Annotated in this window: 5 protein-coding genes; 4 read left to right on the top strand and 1 reads right to left on the bottom strand. The window is 56.0% G+C overall.

The genetic code is table 11. The features are described from left to right. Positions 1 to 20 precede the first annotated feature (20 nt). On the bottom strand, positions 21 to 290 hold the full coding sequence (locus GIW04_RS30260; RefSeq protein ID WP_329607662.1) for a helix-turn-helix domain-containing protein: 270 nt from the start codon (positions 288 to 290) through the stop codon (positions 21 to 23). Between the two features lie 83 nt (positions 291 to 373). On the opposite strand from GIW04_RS30260, the gene GIW04_RS30255 reads away from it, so the two are divergent. From GIW04_RS30255 to GIW04_RS30240, 4 genes are all read left to right on the top strand, one after another. Then, positions 374 to 613, top strand: coding sequence for a hypothetical protein (locus tag GIW04_RS30255; protein ID WP_057978881.1), 240 nt, complete (start codon positions 374 to 376; stop codon positions 611 to 613). 29 nt (positions 614 to 642) lie between these two features. Next, positions 643 to 837: a hypothetical protein gene (locus GIW04_RS30250; RefSeq protein ID WP_040267807.1), complete on the top strand. Its 195-nt coding sequence runs from the start codon at positions 643 to 645 to the stop codon at positions 835 to 837. A 19-nt stretch (positions 838 to 856) separates the two neighbouring features. Further along, positions 857 to 1,102: a hypothetical protein gene (locus tag GIW04_RS30245; RefSeq protein WP_120249030.1), complete on the top strand. Its 246-nt coding sequence runs from the start codon at positions 857 to 859 to the stop codon at positions 1,100 to 1,102. Positions 1,103 to 1,188: 86 nt separating this feature from the next. After that, positions 1,189 to 1,980: a KilA-N domain-containing protein gene (locus GIW04_RS30240; RefSeq protein WP_166405990.1), complete on the top strand. Its 792-nt coding sequence runs from the start codon at positions 1,189 to 1,191 to the stop codon at positions 1,978 to 1,980. Positions 1,981 to 2,025: the final 45 nt, after the last annotated feature.

The raw sequence follows: 2,025 nt of genomic DNA, 5'->3' as shown, positions 1-2,025 counted from the left end.
GCGCGCGGGGGAGTGAGACACTAAAAAAGCCCCGGACGCCGAGATTCGCCCATTTCGGCAAGACCATATTCCCGCCACCCCACCCGCACGTTAAGAGCTGTGGCCAGGGCGAGCATCTTGGCCCCGCCAGGCATCGATTCACCGTTAAGCCATTTGCTGCAGGCCTTCGGTGTCACTTTCGCCATTTTTGCCAGGCGCACACCCGCGCCCCACTCAGGAATCCCAGCCTCGGCGAGGGACTGCTTTAGGCGCGCTACGAAAGAATTGCGGATTTCTTCTATTTGAACCATGGGTTCATGTTCTCACGCGCTTGCATGTACTTTCAGTTCCGACATAAGATGTACCGTAAGTTCATATTTGACTCGGAGGCCATATGCGGCCGCTCAAGAAATCGATTGATGATGCTGGTGGTGTTCCTTCCGTGGCGATGGCCTGCGGGAAGACCCCGCGCGCTATCTACAAATGGCTTGTTGCCGACGCGCTGCCGCGCACCGAGTACACCGGCGAAACCCAATACGCCAAGAAAATTGCAGAACTGGCTGCCGCCAACGGCAAACCGTTCGAGCCTGCCTGGCTGCTCGCCGAGGCACACCCAAAGAAGTCAGCTGCATAACCCTTTCGAACAACCAAGGAGCCTCACCAATGGCATACGACGACACACGCCACCTGAAAGACCGGGAGATCAAGTCCCGCTATGACGATGAAACCTATGAAGCGTTAAAGGCGGTGGCCCGCCTGCACAAGCTGCAGTTGGCCGTGTTTGTGCGCATGTGCGTCGAGGAGAAGTTGGAAAGCATCGTTGAACCGAATGCTACCGGTAAACACATGCAGGCCTGAAGGCCCTGAAGGAGGCTATGTGCCTGAAACCACGATCTGCCACGGGATCGATGGGCGCCTCTACGAGAAGCTTGAACGTTTGGCGAAGGATGCGGGCATGACGCCCGACGAATACGCCGCAAAGCTTGGAGCAGAGCGTTTTTTCGAGAAGACCAGGCCAAGAGGCGCCGGAAAGATCCGGCATCTGCCAACAACAAGGCGAGAACCGCCGAAGGTCGTATTAGGGCCTGAAAAAGGAGGGCCTGATGAAGACCTCAACCAATAAACCCAAATCGCAGGCACAAAAAAGCCGGGGTGCGATCCCGGCTTTTTCACAGCGCTTGCAAATATCGTTTCAATCTGGAGCCGATTATGCACACCTCTAATATCGATGTACAGGCCCTGAATAATCCCGCGCCACGTTTTATGCAATCGCAAAACGTGGCGCGGACAATGGCCCTTAGTCTCGGCGGCGTCAAAATCAAGCAAGACCTTGAAGGTCGGTATTGCCTGAATGACCTGCACAAGGCGGCGGTGGCGGATGGCGCGAACAAGCGTACCAAAGAGCCGGGCAAGTACATGGCAACCGAATCGTTCACGGAAATGTTCGATGAATTAACTACCCAGAATCCGGGTAGTTTACCCGTGGTGACTATTGAGGGGCGCAGCGGCGGGACTTACGTGGTCAAGGAGCTGATCTACGCCTATGCAATGTGGGTCAATGCTCGATTCCACTTGCACGTGATCCGCACCTTCGACGCCGTCGTCATCGGACACATTCAGCTTGTCGAAGGGAAGCAGGCAAGGGAGCGGGCTCGCCTTGAGGCCCCGGCCTTAACTGACGCAATTAAGCACGGCCGTCTCGCCGCCGGCAAAGAAACCAAGCACTACCACTTCAGTAATGAATTCGACCTGATCAACCGAATCGCCCTGGGCATGCCCTCCAAGGCTTACCGCGCTGCGCATTGCATCAGTCCCACCGATTCCATCCGCGACCACCTGACTCCCTGCGAGATTCGGTGCATCGAACACTTGCAGCGCGTCAACGCTTCTCTGATCGACGTGGGCATGGACTTCGAATCCCGCAAGCAGAAGCTCAGCCAGATCTACATCCAGCGCCATAGCCGGGCTCTTCTCTCCGAAATTAAGCGCCTGGAGTTCTGATCATGAAAGACGAACCAAAAATCCAGGCGACGATGATTGATGATG

The organism is Pseudomonas sp. PA-4-8C (genome assembly GCF_021606625.1).
GTDB lineage: Bacteria > Pseudomonadota > Gammaproteobacteria > Pseudomonadales > Pseudomonadaceae > Aquipseudomonas > Aquipseudomonas lactis.
The sequence above is the reverse complement of the archived record's forward strand: the minus strand, read 5'-3'. Positions and strand labels throughout refer to the sequence as shown.